At 34.1% G+C, this 17,684-nt stretch carries 19 protein-coding genes and 1 pseudogene; 8 read left to right on the top strand and 12 right to left on the bottom strand.

The window, feature by feature from the left end; genetic code table 11:
* Nucleotides 1–84 precede the first annotated feature (84 nt).
* A complete protein-coding gene (locus tag AAGD91_RS04335) occupies nt 85–1,362 on the top strand; it encodes an APC family permease (protein WP_341820750.1) in 1,278 nt (425 codons plus the stop codon).
* Nucleotides 1,363–1,370: 8 nt separating this feature from the next.
* On the opposite strand, the gene AAGD91_RS04330 is transcribed toward AAGD91_RS04335, so the two are convergent.
* Nucleotides 1,371–1,817 carry a hypothetical protein gene (locus AAGD91_RS04330; RefSeq protein WP_253307368.1) on the bottom strand — a complete coding sequence of 149 codons (447 nt, stop codon included), beginning with the start codon at nt 1,815–1,817 and terminating at the stop codon, nt 1,371–1,373.
* Nucleotides 1,818–1,958: 141 nt separating this feature from the next.
* Between AAGD91_RS04330 and AAGD91_RS04325 the strand changes: the two genes are divergently transcribed.
* Entirely contained in the window at nt 1,959–2,975 is a 1,017-nt protein-coding gene (locus AAGD91_RS04325) for an aspartate-semialdehyde dehydrogenase (protein ID WP_341820749.1), read from the top strand.
* A gap of 671 nt (nt 2,976–3,646) precedes the next feature.
* On the opposite strand, the gene AAGD91_RS04320 is transcribed toward AAGD91_RS04325, so the two are convergent.
* From AAGD91_RS04320 to AAGD91_RS04305, 4 genes are all read right to left on the bottom strand, one after another.
* Complete coding sequence (locus tag AAGD91_RS04320; RefSeq protein WP_341820748.1) at nt 3,647–4,063, bottom strand: hypothetical protein; 417 nt, start codon at nt 4,061–4,063, stop codon at nt 3,647–3,649.
* An 81-nt stretch (nt 4,064–4,144) separates the two neighbouring features.
* A complete protein-coding gene (locus AAGD91_RS04315) occupies nt 4,145–4,780 on the bottom strand; it encodes a hypothetical protein (protein WP_341820747.1) in 636 nt (211 codons plus the stop codon).
* 126 nt (nt 4,781–4,906) lie between these two features.
* Nucleotides 4,907–6,463, bottom strand: a complete 1,557-nt coding sequence (locus AAGD91_RS04310; RefSeq protein ID WP_341820746.1) for a penicillin-binding transpeptidase domain-containing protein — start codon at nt 6,461–6,463, stop codon at nt 4,907–4,909.
* Nucleotides 6,418–7,257, bottom strand: coding sequence for a polysaccharide deacetylase family protein (locus AAGD91_RS04305; RefSeq protein ID WP_341820745.1), 840 nt, complete (start codon nt 7,255–7,257; stop codon nt 6,418–6,420). The genes AAGD91_RS04310 and AAGD91_RS04305 overlap by 46 nt, the downstream gene beginning before the upstream one ends.
* 332 nt (nt 7,258–7,589) lie before the next feature.
* On the opposite strand from AAGD91_RS04305, the gene AAGD91_RS04300 reads away from it, so the two are divergent.
* The 3 genes from AAGD91_RS04300 (at nt 7,590) to AAGD91_RS04290 (ending at nt 9,052) form a co-directional block, all read left to right on the top strand.
* Complete coding sequence (locus AAGD91_RS04300; protein WP_341820744.1) at nt 7,590–8,249, top strand: RadC family protein; 660 nt, start codon at nt 7,590–7,592, stop codon at nt 8,247–8,249.
* A 103-nt stretch (nt 8,250–8,352) separates the two neighbouring features.
* Nucleotides 8,353–8,688, top strand: coding sequence for a helix-turn-helix transcriptional regulator (locus tag AAGD91_RS04295; protein ID WP_341820743.1), 336 nt, complete (start codon nt 8,353–8,355; stop codon nt 8,686–8,688).
* Nucleotide 8,689: 1 nt separating this feature from the next.
* Nucleotides 8,690–9,052 carry a helix-turn-helix transcriptional regulator gene (locus tag AAGD91_RS04290; RefSeq protein WP_341820742.1) on the top strand — a complete coding sequence of 121 codons (363 nt, stop codon included), beginning with the start codon at nt 8,690–8,692 and terminating at the stop codon, nt 9,050–9,052.
* Nucleotides 9,053–9,232: 180 nt separating this feature from the next.
* On the opposite strand, the gene AAGD91_RS04285 is transcribed toward AAGD91_RS04290, so the two are convergent.
* Nucleotides 9,233–10,315, bottom strand: a complete 1,083-nt coding sequence (locus AAGD91_RS04285) for a hypothetical protein (protein ID WP_341820741.1) — start codon at nt 10,313–10,315, stop codon at nt 9,233–9,235.
* A gap of 190 nt (nt 10,316–10,505) precedes the next feature.
* On the opposite strand from AAGD91_RS04285, the gene AAGD91_RS04280 reads away from it, so the two are divergent.
* The 3 genes from AAGD91_RS04280 to AAGD91_RS04270 are packed head-to-tail and all read left to right on the top strand — an operon-like array spanning nt 10,506 to nt 12,229.
* Complete coding sequence (locus tag AAGD91_RS04280; protein WP_341820740.1) at nt 10,506–11,438, top strand: hypothetical protein; 933 nt, start codon at nt 10,506–10,508, stop codon at nt 11,436–11,438.
* 52 nt (nt 11,439–11,490) lie between these two features.
* A complete protein-coding gene (locus tag AAGD91_RS04275) occupies nt 11,491–11,823 on the top strand; it encodes a helix-turn-helix transcriptional regulator (RefSeq protein ID WP_341820739.1) in 333 nt (110 codons plus the stop codon).
* Between the two features lie 34 nt (nt 11,824–11,857).
* A complete protein-coding gene (locus tag AAGD91_RS04270) occupies nt 11,858–12,229 on the top strand; it encodes a helix-turn-helix transcriptional regulator (RefSeq protein ID WP_341820738.1) in 372 nt (123 codons plus the stop codon).
* A gap of 13 nt (nt 12,230–12,242) precedes the next feature.
* On the opposite strand, the gene AAGD91_RS06380 is transcribed toward AAGD91_RS04270, so the two are convergent.
* From AAGD91_RS06380 to AAGD91_RS04245, 6 genes and pseudogenes are all read right to left on the bottom strand, one after another.
* Nucleotides 12,243–12,335 (bottom strand): MGMT family protein, encoded by a 93-nt coding sequence (locus tag AAGD91_RS06380; RefSeq protein WP_410541930.1) that lies wholly within the window; start codon nt 12,333–12,335, stop codon nt 12,243–12,245.
* Between the two features lie 111 nt (nt 12,336–12,446).
* A pseudogene (locus AAGD91_RS04265) lies at nt 12,447–13,557 on the bottom strand (IS3 family transposase).
* Nucleotides 13,558–13,782: 225 nt separating this feature from the next.
* Nucleotides 13,783–14,496, bottom strand: coding sequence for a 4'-phosphopantetheinyl transferase (locus tag AAGD91_RS04260; protein WP_341820737.1), 714 nt, complete (start codon nt 14,494–14,496; stop codon nt 13,783–13,785).
* Entirely contained in the window at nt 14,496–15,329 is an 834-nt protein-coding gene (locus tag AAGD91_RS04255; RefSeq protein WP_341820736.1) for a TauD/TfdA family dioxygenase, read from the bottom strand. The genes AAGD91_RS04260 and AAGD91_RS04255 overlap by 1 nt, the downstream gene beginning before the upstream one ends.
* Before the next feature lie 5 nt (nt 15,330–15,334).
* Complete coding sequence (locus AAGD91_RS04250) at nt 15,335–16,459, bottom strand: MFS transporter (protein ID WP_341820735.1); 1,125 nt, start codon at nt 16,457–16,459, stop codon at nt 15,335–15,337.
* Nucleotides 16,460–16,521: 62 nt separating this feature from the next.
* On the bottom strand, nt 16,522–17,673 hold the full coding sequence (locus AAGD91_RS04245; protein ID WP_341820734.1) for a M42 family metallopeptidase: 1,152 nt from the start codon (nt 17,671–17,673) through the stop codon (nt 16,522–16,524).
* Between the last annotated feature and the right edge of the window lie 11 nt (nt 17,674–17,684).

The raw sequence follows: 17,684 nt of genomic DNA, 5'->3' as shown, positions 1-17,684 counted from the left end.
AACGCAAGTTTCTATAGAGATTGATTGAAATTTCTGAGCTTCAGTTATATTGTTAATCTATTCAGATAGAAATTAGAAACTATTGTGTCAAATAAAATAGGTTTTTGGGCTATTTTTGCCTTAGTGATTAGTAGTCAAATTGGCTCTGGAATTTTTATGCTTCCAATTAGCCTTGCTCCATATGGCGCTTATAGCCTTATAAGCTGGGTGATATCAGGGCTTGGTGCTATATCTCTTGCTTTGGTTTTTGCCTTACTCTGCGCAAAATTTCCAGAAACGGGTGGTCCTTACGTTTATGTAAAGCATGCTTTTGGCCCTGCTGCAGCTTTCTTTGTTGGTTGGACGTATTGGGTGATCTCATGGGTTAGCACGACAGCAGTAATCGTTGCAAGTATTGGCTATCTTACTTCGCTTTTTCATGGAGATATTCAAAATATACGCTTATTTTTAGAAATACTATTATTTACGATCATTACACTAATAAATTTAAGAGGTGTCACTGCTGCTGGATGTGTTGAGCTTTTATTGATGACTGTCAAAATTACCGCACTGCTTGCTATACCAGTAACAGCGTTATTTTTCTTTGATAGGAATAATTTTATCATAAGTGAGGAAATATCAACCCTCACGATGTCTCAAGTCCTTGCTCGCTCTACACTACTCACTCTATGGTGTTTTATTGGACTTGAATCAGCAACAGCACCTGCAGGATCAGTCAACGATCCAGCCAAGACTATACCAAGAGCCATAGTGCTTGGCACAATCTCTGTTGCAGTTATATATTTCATTAATAGCCTTGCAATCATGGGATTGATAAACGGCAATGATCTAGTTAATTCAAAAGCGCCGTATGTTGACGCAATAAAAATTATGTTTCCTGGTAATTGGCATTTGATCATTTCTATAGTTGCTTTTATTGTTTGTGTTGGTAGTTTAAATGCTTGGGTACTAGCTAGTGGACAAGTGGCCCTTGGCCTTGCAGAAGATAAACTGATGCCACAGTTCTTTGCTAAAAGAAACAAGCACGGTTCTCCTTTCTGGGGCATAATAATCAGCTCCGTTGGCACTTCAGTTCTACTAATTCTCACTTCAAGCAACAATTTTGCTAAACAGATCACATCAATTATCGACTTTTCTGTAGTTTCATTTTTATTTGTTTACCTTGCATGCAGTCTTGCTTTTCTCAAGGTTATTATAAAGGAGAAAAACTATTACAAATTTTTAATTGGCAGTATAGCAACAACCTTTTGCTGCTGGGTAATATTTGAAACTTCTGTGAATACCTTCCTGATCGCAAGCTTATTCACTGCAAGTGGCATACCCATTTATTTATTTTGGTACTGCAGAGCTCCTGCACAATAAAATAGAGTTTAACGACTTTTCTTATTGTCCACTTGTTCAACATTACCCTTCTCAAGTTTACTATCTACTTCTTTTGCGTGTTCATCATCTACACTAGTCTCATCTTTTATCTTACTGGAGTGACCTGCTTGCGATTTTTCATATGCTTCCATGTTGTCATATATAGGGTTACTGATGATTTCTATTTTTTCAGGTGTGAAAATCCTTGCTAAAAATCTCCCTATTATTGGTATTGATCTTAAGAAATCTCTTAGCTTTGAAGATTCTTGTCTTTTATTTAGGAACTGTTGGTCTATTTTAAGGTTTTTTACACCATATTTTTTATCATCAAAATTTATTGCAGGCTTTCTTTTTTTCGAAAGAACATTTTGAGCCTTTAATCCATTGGTTCTTTCAGGCTCTTGAGGTGTAGACATTGCAGGTTTAACCTTAGTTTCATTGTATTCTTTATTCATCTTTCACTTTATTATGTAATATTACTAATATTGCATAATAATAGCTAAATTACAATTAATTGCAAGGTAAAAAATATTAAAATAATTGTAAATTTTGTCAGTAAAAATATAATAGAACTTTAAAGTTAGAGGTTCATCTATATGGGATACAAAATTGCTGTTATTGGAGCAACCGGAAGAGTAGGGCGTGAGGTATTAAGCACGCTTGCTGAGTTTCAAGATGAGGCAATAGATTCTGTAATTGCACTTGCATCGAAAAAATCAGAAGGGAAGAAGGTGAGTTTTGGTGACGAAGAGTTAACAGTTTTATGCCTTGAGGATTATGACTTCGTTGGAACTAATGTAGCCATTTTCTGTGCTGGATATCATGTTTCTGAAAAGTATGTACCAATTTCAACACAGGCTGGATGCATCGTGATAGATAACAGTTCCCATTTTAGAATGAAAGAAGGTGTGCCACTCATTATTCCGGAGATTAATAAAGAAAAAATTATGGAATATAAAAACCACAACATAATATCCAACCCAAACTGTACTACAATACAGATGCTGCTAGTACTACATCTATTACACCAGAAAGCAAAAATAAAGAGAATCGTTGCTTCAACTTATCAATCAACTTCTGGCGCAGGCAAAGCAGCAATGGATGAGCTCTATGACCAGACAAAAAAAATCTTCATGAATGAGACTAAAAAGCCCGAGATATTCCCCAAGCAAATAGCGTTTAATTGCATTCCCCATGTAGGGAAATTCATGGAGAATGGTTCTACAGAAGAGGAATGGAAAATGCAAGAGGAGACAAAAAAAATTTTAGAGGAAGATATAAAAGTTACTGCAACTTGTGTAAGAGTACCTGTCTTTATCGGTCACGCTATGGCAGTAAATGTAGAATTTGATCAACATATCACTGAAGAACAAGCTCGTGAAGTGCTAAGTGAAGCCGAAGATAGTGGAGTTTTAGTGTACAACAGGCGTGAAGACGGTGAATACATCACTCAAATTGATGTTGTACAGGAGAATGCTATATATGTATCGCGTATTAGAAGAGACAATACTGTTGAACACGGATTGAATATGTGGATAGTGGCTGATAATCTGCGCAAAGGCGCAGCATTAAATATAGTGCAGATTCTTGAGATTTTGATAAGAGAGTATTAAGTGCATATAGAGTGCACGTACGTTGTAATTCGAAGGAAATTTGTATACCACATGGCAGCGTGTGACGCAAAAACCATGAGAGCTACAAAAACTTCCTTGACAAACTCCGCCACCTCCCTTATCATGAAACTGAAGCTAATTATTTATCTTTGCAATTTCTGCAGTGGATTAATAACAAAAAAACTTAATGTATTTGCGTAAATCATGTTTAATTTTTGCACTATGTGCACCTCATGTCTTTATAAAACTTCTAGGTTTCTACCTATATAAGCTGAAACGCGCTTATAAAGCGTTTAAGACAGTAAAAGACGTCAAATAGACAAGGGAGAATTTGAATACTAGCCACCCTAGGGTTTCTTTGCCTTTTTTTTCACTTAGTAAATTTCTTAACCTTTATAATTTGGGTTAGTCGCATTTAAAAGCGGCTGAATCGTAGCGTTTAGAATAAAAAACGCCAATATTTTGAAGTACATATAAATAACTAGTTACCCACGGGGCTTCTTTTGCCTTTTTTAAATTAGTTAATTTCTTAATATTTATAGCTAAAAGAGCCCAAGAGAGGTCAGTGCTCCTTTTTTTGTCATCTCAGCACCTTCTTCTGTCATCCCAGTGCATGACACTGGGATGGCTTTGTTGTATAGCTACTTATGAAGAGGGCAAATGAAAGAAATTCATTTGCCCTCAAACTGTGCCTTGCGATCCTTAAAAGGAAGAGTAGATGGATCTTTCACCTCACTATTCACCTCAGTCACTGTTGTTGCAGGAGGAGCTTGAGGTCCTGTTGATAAATTAGCAGGCTTAGGAGGTATTGGTGGCTTTTCTGTATTTGGTTGGTAGCTTGGCAAAGCTGCAATTTTAGGATATTGTTGATCCACATCATCATCAGATCTATAATCACTCTCGGGAGTCCTTGTTCCTTTTTCATCGTCTGATTGGTGTTTTGGAGGTGTTTGATGTTCATCTTCCCATTCACTATTAGGTGTACGATTTTGATCGTCATCTTCGTCATCACTATCACTCGAATAATTTGCTTTGAATCGAGACTGAAGCGTTTTGGACAAAACATCTATAAGATTTTTTGGTTGCACATCTTCCAGTTTATTTAACCTCTCTTTCTCCCTCTTGTCAGACTCTTTCTTGTTCGTGAGTTTTGTTCCTTTTTTTATTGCCTAAAGCAAATCATTATTAGCTTTAGGCATACTAGGACCACCAGTTTCCTTTAGTTTTACATTCTTTATCCCTGCGAACATATCATCATCCTTGGTTTGCATCGTAAGCTTGGGAGCTGGTGCACCACTTGCTTGATTCAATTGCTCAGGAGTTGGCATAGGAGGAGGTGGTGGTGGTGGAGTACCAGTTAATGGAGGAATTGCTGCACCAAATGTTAGCGGAGATTGTTGAGGAGTAAGCTGCAGATTAGTATCAACATGTTCCGAATCTACCACTTCCGTCTGTGTTTCACTATCTTGCTTAACAAGCTTATTAAATTCTTCTCCAATTGGTTTACTTTCCAGATTAGTAGCATGTGTTGGTTCTTGACATTCAGTATGTTGCTGGTCAGATTCCTCTCTACTAAGAACTGCTTCTTTCTTATTAGTAGCTCTAGAAACGGCAAGTTTAACAAGATATATCACTGAAGCCAATGCAACAACCGTAGAAACAGCAAAAATTGCTAAAAGAACTGCTGCAATGGCACCAGAACCAGAAATTGCTGTAATAACATAAGGAAGATATTGACCAGCTGTGAAACTAAATGCAGATAATGATAAAACAGCAATTAAAGGACCAAGATTTGATGTACGCATTTTTTACTTCACTTGTTAATGATAATTTAATAATAACTAGATTATCATCATTCGTCAATAGTTTATGACTAAATTAATATTTATATTAAGATAATACACGACAAGTAATAGCCATAATATTTATAGTTACTTTTCAAGCATGTATTGAAATATCTCATTAGCCATAGCAACATCTTGGCGCGGGGCTTTGCCGTGTTCTATAAACACAGAGATTGCGTAGCGCGGGTTATGGTAAGGACCATAAGCGATAAATAACTTATGACTTTCACCCTTAGAGTTTATCTCTGGTGTACCGGTTTTGCCGGCAATTTGTATGCCGCTTAGCCCTTTTCTATAGTTAGAATTCACCACGTCAAACATAGCTTTTCGAATTATGCTAAAATGCTCATAATCTACATCAATGTCAGGGAAATTTTGTACTGTATTACTCATTTCAATGTGGGGAATTACCTCTTTTCCTGTTGCAATCCTCGCTGCAAGAACTGCAAGCTGCAGTGGTGTTGTAAGCAAATACCCTTGTCCTATAACTAAGTTGATAGTGTCACCTAAATACCACTGCGAATATAGTTTTCGTGCGCGCCAATCTCTATCGGGCAACAATCCCGGAGCTTCTTCCTTAAACGTTCCAATCAGCGACCCACCGCCAATACCAAATTTTCTGGCCATTTCCACCAGAGAGTCTACACTTATTTTTTTTCCTATGTTATAAAAGTAAGTGTTGCATGATAATGCCATTGCCTCATTTAAAGATACATACCCATGGACTTTGCTTTTCAGGCAACGAAATTTCCGCTCACCTATTTTCATATAGCCCTTACACGAGAATTTCTCTTCTGGTGTTATTATCCCGTCTTTTAAACCCGCAAGCGCAACTATTACTTTAAATATTGAACCAGGTGGAATTTGATACGACAATGCACGATTCACAAGTGGTAATGAAGGAGCATTCAAGCTTTCCCAAGTCTCATTTGATAGTCTGCTTGCAAAAAGATTATTATCGTAAGAAGGTGAATTATATAGTGCTAAAATTTCTCCGTTACTTACATCAATTACCACTGCGGAGCCTTGGTGATCTTTAAATACATTTGCGATTTTCTCTTGCAGATTAATATCAATTGTTAGCTGTACATCTTGTCCGTCTTGTTGTGGTATGCTTGATAATTCTTTTATGACGCGTTTTTTAGAATTTATTTCCTGCTCAGATTTTCCTGGCTTGCCTTTCAATATATGATCATATGTATATTCAATACCGCTGATTCCTACTTCGCTTATACCTTGCTGTCTTTTTGTATATCCAATTACATGAGAACATATTGAACCAAACGGGTAATAACGTTTATAAAGAGCAGTTACTTTTGTTTCTGACGATCTTGCTATTTTAGACTCGACTTCTGATAATGTTTGCAAATCGACCTCCTCACCAGAAGTCTTTTGCCCATCAAATAAAACAACATACGAAATTTTGTTTATCGCAAGTTCAGTGCTATTCCTATCTAAAATTTTGCCCCGCTGAGGCATAATAGCGGTGATTCGTACCCTATTGTTATTAGACAGCGTTTCGTATTTTTGTCTGTTTCGTATTTGTAAATTATATAACCTATAACTAAAAATGGCGGAAATGGTAAGCTGAATACCACCTAATATAAATGCTCTGCGGTTAAAGACTTTGTTTTTTGTCCACATAACATTCCTTCAAAACGCACTTTTTCCCCCTCTTTTATTGTTACACTTCTGGCTTTTACCGTATTACAAACCCTTTCCTCCCACTCACTTAAGGTAACAAACTTGTAACCCGATTTTTTTAGTATTTTAATAATATGAGGTAAAGCTTCAATTGTGTTTGATCTGTTATTGTGATCATGAAGCAGTATAACTGCCCCATTATGTACATTACTTAAAACTCTTTCAACTAAAGCTTCTGGTTTATCACCTTGCCAATCTAGCGAATCAACTGTCCATAATATCGAATACATATCCAATTTATTAGTATTTTCAATCAGATTATCGTCATAACATCCATATGGCGGGCGAAACCATTTTACATCTTGTTTTATTGCATTTTTAATTGCTGTATTTGTCTTTTCCAATTCTTGCAATTGTTCCTCACTTGAAAGTGATGTCAACTTCCTATGCGACCAAGAGTGATTGCCTAACTCATGACCTGCTTCATGGATTTTCTTTACTATCTCATATGTTTTTTTATTTATACGTTCACCAAGCACAAAAAACGTTGCTTTTGCTTCATAGCTTTCCAGAACATTAATAATATCGTTTACTCTATTGTTGGAAGGCCCATCATCAAACGTAAGCGCAACAAACTTATCGTCGTTATTCAACAATTTTTTTATATTACTTAAATTTCTATATGATAGATCCAGATTACAACTGAGCCCACAGTATGGTAAATTAAAATTACAATCACCACAGAAAACCGCGCTTGAGTATAGCAAAAGAAAAGTTATTATCCTTATAAACATTTTATAATCAGCAAAGTGATAGGATACTATGCACTTTTTTGCTAAGTTAAGCCATCTTTAATTGCTGTAGCCTTTACTTCATCACTTCTTTAATACATTATATTAACAATTTTATATAATATATTATGATTGCAAATATAAATACCGTTGCGCTTCAGGGAATTAGCACAGTAAATGTCAATTCACAAATTCATATGGCAAATGGTATTCCAGCTTTTAAAGCAACAAGGACAACATTGCAAATTTAGAGTTCAAGAGGGTTATTCCTCGAGAACTACTGCGTCAGAAAGCTGGCGTTGAATTTGTATATAATGTTGATCTTGGAGGTTTTTATGAATAATAGTGAGAGAAAAGAGAAATTAGAAACTCGTATTCTATCAAGTAGAGGTAGGTCTTTGCTTGACCATGAGCTACTGGAACGTAATCTATCTGCATACACAGAAGGAAGAGAAGTTGCCAAAAAGCTAATGGAGCTCTTTAGTAGTTTAGGAAGGGTAATTAATGCTGATCTTCACGAGCTAAAAAATGTTACAGGAATGAACGATGGAGCAATAGCAAATATCTTTTGCCTGAAAGAGATTTTCGATAGGATATTGAAAGGTAAGTTAAAAAAGCTGTCGATTCTTGATAACAGAGAAGAGCTATTAAAATACTTTAAAGCAGCAATAGGGCAGTCACGAAAAGAAAGCTTACGAGTGGTATACTTAGATCGAAGTGGTCATTTAATATATGAGTATATTCAAGACTGTGGAACTATAGACAGAGTACCTCTGTATGTGAGGGAAATAATCAAACAGGGATTACTGATTGACGCATCATCTGTTGCAATTTCACATAATCATCCAAGTGGAGATATAAAGCCATCTAAAGAGGATGAAGATAACACACTTACATTAGCTGCAACCTGTGAAAATGTAGGAATGAAATTAATAGATCATATAATCGTAACACAGAAGAGCCATTTTAGTTTTTATGACAGTGGTTTATTGTAATCTGTAGACTGAAAGGAAAGTTCTCTAGCTTTCCTTCTTTTTTTCCACTTCATAAATTAAAAAATTCAATATAAGCTTGAACAGCTAAAATTAGTAATAAAAAGTGGAATTAGGCAAAAAAATAAAGGAACTTAGGTTATACTGTGGTTTAACACAAACTGAGTTAGGAAAAAGAATAGGTGTTTCATATAGGCAGATACAAAGGTACGAAAATGGTTCAAACCACATTTTGGCTAGTAGACTATACGACTTAGCAAAAGCTCTATCGATTAATGTGGCTGATTTTTTTACTGATGTGCATAACGACTCACATGAAGCTTATGATGAGGAGATATTAAAATTAGTCAAAGGATACAATGAAATTAAGAGCAAAAGGTTACGTAGTGTAGTTTATATATTGGTAAAATCTTTTTCTCAAAGTATATTATCTGATACGTAAAATGACCATACAACATCCTATCGATAAGCAAATAGGTGAAAGAATAAGGAAAAGAAGGCTAATATGTGGTTTTAGCCAAAGGGACTTAGGAAAAAAGCTTGGAATTTCATTTCAGCATATACAAGGATATGAAACTGGAGAGGTAAGGCTTGTAGTTGATAGATTGTATAATTTGGCAGAAGCTTTGTCTGTTGATATGTCATATTTTTTTACCAAAGCCTCTGAAGACTTGCATGATAAGGCCTTCCGTAGCGATGTGGGCAGCGAAGAAATATCAAGATTAGTAAGAGAATATAGAAAAATTAAAGATGAAACATTGCGTGATATTGTTCATTTAGTGATTAAGGCTCTTGCTAACAAATAGTACAAATTTTAAAGTTCAGGTATTTTTTATAATATAAAACACTTCTACAAGCAATACTAATTAAAGTAAATTATTTATGATAAATTGAATTGAGTTTTAAAAACCACTTTACTTTGTAATAGTTAACCATTTATTTCTGATATACAAGTAGCTATGTGAAACATAGCCACTTGTCTCCAATCAAGAACGTCCTACGGATGTCGTTTTGTTGTCTTTTAATTTATTCACCCAAGAAAAGGTCTCACTACTTTTAGAATTTTGGTCGCCCCACCTTCCACATCTAGTAAAACTGCCTTTTTCTACTGCTTCTTTAACAGACATTCCACCAAATAAACAACCCTTTCCTACGATTTCTCCTATTTCTTGCAACTCGTTCCACATTTCTTCATCTTCTACCTCAATTTGTACTTGATGATAGTCTGCTGTGTCATGATATACCATTAAATTTAGCTCTCCTAGGCTAGTATAAAATGTGACTGCAAAAGCACTGTTATCCGATATATCCACGTAGTCTCTTTCACCGCCTTTCCCAGTTTTGACTTCAACTTCACCATCAGCTATTTTTATAATATTGCCACCAAGGTTTAAGTCTCCTTTACTTAAGCCCAAATTTTTTGCACCTTCTACAACTTTGGCAACATCAACTATGCAGCTATGTGAAAATTCCATATAGAAGGTCTTATTATCGATTTCTACATTTTCAACAGTTCCTTCTATAGTAGCGTTCTCTCCAACTTCCCTGAGTTTTGTGAGCCTACTATATATTTGTGGCTCAATTTCTTTTTGCACCTTTTGATGAATTTCAGTTATTTTCTTATCAACTTGTACATTAAAATCTGCTCCATTTAATGCTAACTTCCTGATTATATCCTCTTGTTTATTCCCTTTGAATTCATCACGATACATCTTAAACATTGTAACGTTAGCAAAGCCAAAGCCATCTTCATTGGCAGCATTTATTCTTATTCCTAAGTCCAAAGCTTCATCGATAACTTTACTTAACTCGTTTATATTTTTAGCTGCAATAGCTTTTTCCAGGAATTCATTTAGTTTCATATTTTCATACTCACTTAGTCTTGTCCTGCATAAAGCTGATCGAAATGGATTGAGCTCCTCAGGATATGTTAAGACAGGTAATTTACTAATCTTTTTATTCGCTGTTGGAGCAGCTTTTATAAAATTAGGTAATAACCCTTCTTTTGCTATTCGCTCTACCGCTTTTAACATTTTACTAGACAATTTTTTACCATTTATTTTTTTCATTGTAACCCTCACTTAATTTCATTACTATATCGTGATAAATATTATTTAATTGTTAATATTATACGACTTATTGATTTACTGTGCATTATAATAACAAATTTAACGGGCATTTACACTAGAAAAACACATCCTATAAAAATTATTTCAGTTTCAACAAAAATTGGGTATTGTGATTGTAAAACTGAAACAAATGGATCTCTTATCTTACTCTATTGCAAAGCTGAAGAAGCATTGCCAGCTACTTGATGATGAAGAAAAAGTAATTCTATATGAGCAGCTCCTAGACAAGGCTAAAGATATACTTGAAAATTCAAGAGACAATGTCTCTGAGCTGAAAAAGATCAGTAAAGCTGCTGTAGCGATAGAGGAAATTACCGATAAAGAGTTGTTAGAAAAGTTTAATGATGATCACCCCCTAAGGGAAGTAGACATTTTAATCTATTCTCCTCAAGGAAACACTGAAGTGGCAAATTACCTGTTCAGCACAGATAACTCATCAGAGCTTTATGATTTAAAAGAAGATAAGGAAAAAGCTCTTTATAATGCAGTAAAATCAAATGATGTTGAGCTTGTAAAAAAGCTGCTAATGATCCTTTTACCTACAGAAGCAGGTAATTTTGATACGAAATACCTGGAAGAATTGAAAATATTGCTGTCAGGAATTCACAAAGAATTGGAATTATCACAAGATATGAAAAATTATCTTGAGAAGACAATAAAGTTCTATAGTTTTTTATGTAGTAATTTTAACTTACTAGTTACAAATCCTACTGACGTAAAAGCCATGATTGATCTATTTGCTGCTCAACCCAATATTGATTACCAGATAGATAAGCTTCTACTTTCTTTTATTGTGAGAGATGTAGAGGAAGAAAAGTTAAATTCTGAAATCAGTCACATGATAGAACTTCTCGAGCAGCATGAAAGATTTTCTGAGCTTGAATATAAGGTGAGAAGATTAAGATCAGAGTTTGCAAGTGGTAAAAGCAGATATTCGGCTGAAGTAATACGAAATAGCATTGCAGAACGAGAAAAAGAGATGAGGGAAATTGAGAAAAGGTATATAACGCTACATAATTTAATTAGCGAAAGACAGAAATTATTGAAGCAATTTTTTTGTTGACTGTTTTTCCACTTCATAAAATTTGTTGTAAATTGAATAACTGAAATTAAAGGTGCAATTAGGCAAAAAAATAAAGGAAATTAGGTTATACTGTGGTTTAACGCAAACTGAGTTAGGAAAAAGAATAGGTGTTTCATATAGGCAGATACAAAGGTACGAAAATGGTTCAAATTGCATTTTAGCCAGTAGACTGTATGACTTAGCAAAAGCTCTATCGATCGATGTTGCTGATTTTTTTACTAATATGCACGCCGACTCACATGAAAGTTACGATGAAGAAATACTAAAATTAGTCAAAGGATATAACGAAATTAAGAGCAAAAGGTTGCGTAGTGTAGTTTATACGTTAGTAAAATCTTTTTCTCAAGGTTACAATGAGAGTTAGTATTGCTTTGATATATAAATTAAGATATTAATAAATGATTGTGCAAGCTGAACAACACCCTATTGATAAACAAATAGGTGAAAGAATAAGGAAAAGAAGGCTAACGTGTGGTTTTAGCCAAAGGGACTTAGGAAAAAAGCTTGAAATTTCATTTCAGCATATACAAGGATATGAAACTGGAGAGGTTAGGCTTATAGTGGATAGATTATATAAATTAGCAGAAGCACTGTCCGTTGATATGTCATATTTTTTTACCAAAGCTTCTGAAGACTTACATGATAAGGCCTTTCGTAGTGATGTAGGCAGCGAAGAAATATCAAGGCTGGTAAGGGAATATAGAAAAATTAAGGATGGGGCGTTGCGTGATATTATTCATTCAGTGATAAAGGCTCTTACTAATAGATAGGTATAGCAGTGCTTCATAAGCAATTCTTGCGCTCTACTCCCCAGCGGTACTTATGAATTTTTCCAGATTTACGAATAACATGATGACAAGGTATGGGAAAGGCTATAGTGCACCCATTTGTCTAGACCATTTTTTTCAAAATAATCCGATTTTTAAAATGAATATGTTGATAAATACATCGACACACATTTAAAGTATTTATCAATATATTCATTTACTATTTATGATAATAAAGATCAGCAGGAACTTTATAATGTAGAGTCTGATGTCGCCTTTTATAGTTATACCAACCAACAAAATCGTTTATTATAAGATTCAAATCTCTGATACTATTTAGGTCTATAATAATATATAGCTTCTTGCTTTAAAGTTCTCCATAAACGCTCAACAAATATATTGTCGAAGCAACGTCCTTTATGATCCATACTAATTTAATATTAGCACGCTCTAATTCCATAATAAAGTTGTAGCTAGTAAACTGCACTCCTTGATCACTATTAAAAATCTCAGGTTTACCTTGTTTTAGAGCTTCTTTGAGAGTATAAAGGCAAAATCCAGCATCAAGATATGGTGATAATGAATGAGCAATAATATAGCGACTATACAAGTCCATTATTGCCACATAATAGACAAACTTACCTTCTACCATGATATATGTTATATCAGTAGCCCATACCTGATTAACTCTACAAATAATCAAATCTTTGAGTAAATAAGGATATATTTTATGCTTTTTTTCTTTAATACTTGTATTATATTTTTTCTACAATACAGCCCACTAATCTTCATTTTATTCATAATTCTTAAGATTTTCTTGTGATTGACTACTACTCCACTCGCTATGATTTCAGCAATAATTTTACGATATCCATAACGGCAATCAGAAGCCAAATATACTTCTTGAATCAAATTTGCTACTTCACTTTCGTTATTAATTATAGGCCTATAATATAGGCCAGATCTGCAAATCCCCAGTAAGTCAGCCTGTTTCCTAATTGATAGATCAGAATCTTTTTCTATAAACCTTACTCTATCTTTTTTGCTTATTTCAGTAATTTTTTTTTCAAATAACTATTTTCCACCGTCAATTCCCCTATTATTTTATGTAAACTTTCTATTTCTTGCGCTAAGATTCTTTGTTTTCTCGCACTTTCACTTTCTTCAACAAATAGGTCTTTTAACCTTGCCAATACTCTATCACGCCAATCATATAGATTTGTTGATGGTATTTTATATTCACTACATATCTCAGCTGTGCTTTTTTGATTTTTTATTGCTTCCAAAGCTATCTTTGCTTTTAACTCTGGTTCATATTTTTTTGTTGCCATACTTTTACCCCTTTTACCTTCCTACTCGGATCAACCAATTTTTTTTGGTCTAATTTATGGGGTGCATTATAGTTAGAAAAGTCCGAAAAACTTTTAGAAGATGTTTTAATATAGAAACAACAATGGAGCAGTAAACCCTTTCCCCTACTACTATAGTTAACAAAAGAAAGGTTTACCTATAGCTTTCTTTTCTCCTTTTCACCCTCTTCATCATCGACTTTGTTTTTAATATTCAGGTAAACTTTTTCTGGGTTGGCCATAGATTTCATGTTTACAATCAACTTGCGTGTACACTACTTTGCCCTCAAATAATGAGAAAAAACTTCCGCAAAACACCATTGCATCTGTTGAAAGATTGGATAGTTCTAAATCCTTGATTAATTTTATTTTAAAAGTTTTTTTATTTAAATTGATATCAAAAAGCTCAACATCTTTAAAATCAAATATCAAATTGCACAATGGATTAATGCACTTAAAGAAAGATTCCTTAGCAGAAAAAATTAAATAAATTATATATGCCTTTAACTCAGGAATATTCGAATTATTTAGGAATTTTATTAACCTATTTTCTAACTCTGTGATTACTAATTCTTGTATACTGTTTATTTTACTAGCGCATAAATCCACTTCCTCAATATCAACGCCTAAACTAAAAATATCTTGTTTGAAAGTTACTACTGCTACAGCATAGTTATCGCTATGACTTATTGAACCAACAATTTCATCAGGCCATATTGGTCGAAAAAAATTGTCTTGACCTATGGTATCTTCAAACTTTCCAAGTAAAGTTTCCAGTGCGCTTATTGCACATAGGCGACCAACCGCAAATTCATTTTGCCTTTTAAAAACAGATTGTTCTATTTTTTCAGGAATTGAGTAACCCTTGTCTAAGTAGTTTTTAAGACCGTTTTTTGTAATGTTTTTTAAAACTTTAATCATCAGAACCTTATAACTACACGACGCATTACTCTTGGCTTATCAATTTCGATCGTACCATCCCCTGTATGCAAAGTAGCGCTGTTATCCCATACAATAAGGTCATTTTTGTGATACTTGTGCAAATAAATATATTTCTCTAATGTAGAATGTTCGAACAATAAATTTAGATAATATTCGCTTTCATTTTCATTCACTTCAATAATTGAGTCAGTATGAGTCCAATTTACAAAAATAGAGATTTTTTTAGTTAAGGGATGTTCTCTAAATATTGGGTGAGCACAGTCTGGCTTTTGATCTTCCTTATCTATTATTAAATTATAACCCCTTTGCTTACACCGTTGCATTAATTTATCAGAAAAACCAAAAGTAGCTTTTTTTCCTTGTAGTTTCTTTTTCACTATTGGATCTAAATCTTCGTACGCCTTGGTTGTATTAGCAAATAGAGTATTACCACCAATTTCTGGAACTTGTTCCGCATAGAGAAACGAGAATTTAGGGGGAATTTTTTCATAACACATATCTGAATGCCAAATATAAAATTGGGGGCCAGGATATCCTTTAGAGATTCCATTTTCTGTAACATTAGAAACATAAGTCATTTCTCTATAAGGACAAGTGTTGTTCTTTAATGGATGAGGCTCAATTTCTCCAAATTGTCTACAAAAGCCAATCTGTTCAATGGGAGAAAGTTCTTGACCTTTGAAGACAACAACCTTGTGTTCTAGTATAAGGTGCTCAATATATTTGATTGTATCTGAATCCATATTGACATGAAGATTTGCGTCTAGCACTTCCAAGCCAAATGTGTTGCTGAGAGGTTTAGTGTGAAACATAACAATTACCTTCTTAATAACTTTTTTTTTATAAAAAAACTTGCACATTGTACTGATATAGAAGTAATCAATATTATGATGCTCAAATTATACTGAGTATTAAAATTGTATGTGACTAGCAATGTTGCAACACAAAAAGCCATCATAAATTGTTGAACTCCATATACAGATGCTGCTGTTGCCGAATTACGTTCGAAATTTTTCATTGCTCCAGACATAGAGCCTCCAAAAGACATGCCAATAAAAAAATTTATACTAAACATGAATATGGTGAATATTTGAAGAGAGCTAATATAATTTGTAAAAATAATCATGATGGATGACAGGAACGATATCGCTAGATAACTAAGGGTTAAAATTATGTCTAAATTTATTTTTTGTATGAGTATAGTGGTAATAATATTACCACAAATAAAACCTGCAGAGTATATACTAAAGACAGCAGGAACCCTTTTTTCACTTAAATGAAATTCTTCCAACATAATATATGGCACAACTGAAAAAAACGTAAATAACATAATCATGCCAGCGGAACCAAAAAATGCATAATGCCAAAAGCTGAAGTCTTTTAGCACCAGTCCGTAACTCTTAAAATTTCTGGAACAGCTTTGATTAGAAAGCTTTAGAATATGAGATATTGATCCCATATTTCTTACAAAAAGTCCTGCACCAATAGTTGCTAACAATGCCTGAAAGTAAAAAGTGTATTTCCATGAACCGTAGTATTGCACAATTAATCCACCAATGAGTGGGGCTATTATAGGTGCCAATCCCGTGCAACTAGACAATATGCTAAAAGCTTGAACGCTTTCAATATCTCTTAAAGATATGTTTCTTGCCAACACAAAAGATAAGACCATACAACAACAAGAGCTTAGTGCCTGCATAAGTCTTCCAATGAGAAAAAAAGGCAAATTTGAACTTGAAGCACATATTATGCTTGCAGTAATAAAAATAATGACAGATGTTAATAACGTATTTTGTACACCATATTTATCTGATAAGAAACCTACTAATATTTGGCATACTCCAAAACCAGCCACAAAGATGCTTAGCGTCCACTGTGTCTCTATAACGGATATTTGGAAATAGTTTTTTATCATTGGTAAAACAGGCAAAAAAATATCCATTGCTATTGGGCCTAACAGTATAATAGGAATTAGTGTCAAAAAAATTTTTTTTGAATCATTAGTCATGGTAAACTTTTAATTAACTTTTCATCTAAATTTAGAATGATATTAGTTAATAACTTTACAGTATTATCATAATCGTCTCTATCGATAACACCGATATGGCTATGCGCATATCTGACAGGAACCCCTATGTTAACTGCTGGCATACCTTTCCCAGCGGATTGCAGACAAGAAGCATCTTGGCCATAGGAAATCTCTAACTCCCATTGAATGGGTATATTATTCTTTTTGGCTATTTCTCCTAATTTTTGTACTAAGTTTTGATTTGGCATCATGCTACCATCATAAACAAATATAGCTGTTCCATACCCAAGTTTTGGAACAGAATCTGTAGTGAATTGGGTTGGATAATCTCTTGCTATTCCAGCTTCAATATTAATTACTAGATCTGGCTTTGTAGATTCATAAACTGCCCTTGAGCCTCTCATTCCTAATTCTTCCTGGACAGTAGCAGCAAAGACTACATTGATTTTGTTCAAGGATATTGGATTATTATTAATTAACTTAATAACATCTATAATTATGGCCAATCCGACTCTGTCATCAAAACTTTTTGCAGCATATCTTTTGTCTGATAGCTGTTGGAATTTAAAATCCGGAGTAACTGGAAGACCTGGCCTTACTCCTAAATCAATTAATTCTTTTTTGGATAAACCTGTATCAAGAAATAACGCTCCTTTATTTGCAGAAGGTGTTTTTGTAAAATCACTAAGAACATGCGGAGCATCCATACCGCTTACCGCTGATATATACTTACCATCGGGAGTACGAATAACCCACTTTTGACTCCAGATCACATGATCCATCCATCCACCTAATTGGATAATGCTTATGAACCCGTCATCATCAATTTTACTAGTCATAAAGCCTACTTCGTCCATATGGGCCATTATTAACAAAGTGGGTTTTTCATCAGAATGAGAGGGAAATTTTCCTATTAAATTCCCCATTCCATCTATCTCATATTTAATTCTTTGTTCTGTCCAATATTTTGATAGTATTTCTCTTACGTCATTTTCAAAACCACTAACACCATAAGTATTGCAAAGTTGTTTTAGAGTATCTAAGGTACTATCTGCATGAACTGGCTTGAATGCAGAAAAAATGAAATAAAAAGTAAATAATATTACTTTTGTAGAAAAAACCCTCATGTGCACGACCT

This window comes from Wolbachia endosymbiont (group A) of Myopa testacea (genome assembly GCF_964027115.1).
Classification (GTDB): domain Bacteria; phylum Pseudomonadota; class Alphaproteobacteria; order Rickettsiales; family Anaplasmataceae; genus Wolbachia.
Note: the sequence above shows the minus strand (reverse complement) of the source record. Positions and strands in the feature narration are given on the sequence as shown.

Bases quoted from the DNA above. Each gene is read 5' to 3' on its own strand.
- AAGD91_RS04330 (WP_253307368.1), bottom strand. From the start codon at position 1,817: ATGAATAAAGAATACAATGAAACTAAGGTTAAACCTGCAATGTCTACA.
- AAGD91_RS04325 (WP_341820749.1), top strand. From the start codon at position 1,959: ATGGGATACAAAATTGCTGTTATTGGAGCAACCGGAAGAGTAGGGCGT.
- AAGD91_RS04315 (WP_341820747.1), bottom strand. From the start codon at position 4,780: ATGCGTACATCAAATCTTGGTCCTTTAATTGCTGTTTTATCATTATCT.
- AAGD91_RS04310 (WP_341820746.1), bottom strand. From the start codon at position 6,463: ATGTGGACAAAAAACAAAGTCTTTAACCGCAGAGCATTTATATTAGGT.
- AAGD91_RS04305 (WP_341820745.1), bottom strand. From the start codon at position 7,257: ATGTTTATAAGGATAATAACTTTTCTTTTGCTATACTCAAGCGCGGTT.
- AAGD91_RS04300 (WP_341820744.1), top strand. From the start codon at position 7,590: ATGAATAATAGTGAGAGAAAAGAGAAATTAGAAACTCGTATTCTATCA.
- AAGD91_RS04290 (WP_341820742.1), top strand. From the start codon at position 8,690: ATGACCATACAACATCCTATCGATAAGCAAATAGGTGAAAGAATAAGG.
- AAGD91_RS04285 (WP_341820741.1), bottom strand. From the start codon at position 10,315: ATGAAAAAAATAAATGGTAAAAAATTGTCTAGTAAAATGTTAAAAGCG.
- AAGD91_RS04280 (WP_341820740.1), top strand. From the start codon at position 10,506: ATGGATCTCTTATCTTACTCTATTGCAAAGCTGAAGAAGCATTGCCAG.
- AAGD91_RS04270 (WP_341820738.1), top strand. From the start codon at position 11,858: ATGATTGTGCAAGCTGAACAACACCCTATTGATAAACAAATAGGTGAA.
- AAGD91_RS04260 (WP_341820737.1), bottom strand. From the start codon at position 14,496: ATGATTAAAGTTTTAAAAAACATTACAAAAAACGGTCTTAAAAACTAC.
- AAGD91_RS04255 (WP_341820736.1), bottom strand. From the start codon at position 15,329: ATGTTTCACACTAAACCTCTCAGCAACACATTTGGCTTGGAAGTGCTA.
- AAGD91_RS04250 (WP_341820735.1), bottom strand. From the start codon at position 16,459: ATGGATATTTTTTTGCCTGTTTTACCAATGATAAAAAACTATTTCCAA.
- AAGD91_RS04245 (WP_341820734.1), bottom strand. From the start codon at position 17,673: ATGAGGGTTTTTTCTACAAAAGTAATATTATTTACTTTTTATTTCATT.